The 226-nt window shown below is 40.3% G+C and carries 1 protein-coding gene; it reads right to left on the bottom strand.

The window, feature by feature from the left end:
* Nucleotides 1-226, bottom strand: a 226-nt coding sequence (locus tag B7692_RS07620) for a transposase (protein ID WP_142360057.1), incomplete at both ends; no start/stop codon positions are given.

The following is a 226-nucleotide window of genomic DNA, read 5'->3' as shown; positions in this document are numbered from 1 at the left end:
GTTCTGTATCTGTTCTTGCAGTTTGGCGGAGAATTTCTCTGTCGCTTTCTTCCACACAAAACTATACTTGTTGGCATTGGCTTCAATCTTAGTCCTATCAATAAACAGACAATCTAAGGTCACTAACTCTTCCATTTTTAAACGAAGATTGAGGTCCATGAAAAGATTACGTATGAGTTCTTCCATCCCTTCAGCGACTCGAAAACGATTGATGGTGCGATAGCTG

The sequence above is a fragment of the Streptococcus mitis genome, assembly GCF_002096925.1.
Lineage (GTDB): Bacteria > Bacillota > Bacilli > Lactobacillales > Streptococcaceae > Streptococcus > Streptococcus mitis_AF.
This window is presented reverse-complemented; position numbering and strand designations above follow the sequence as displayed.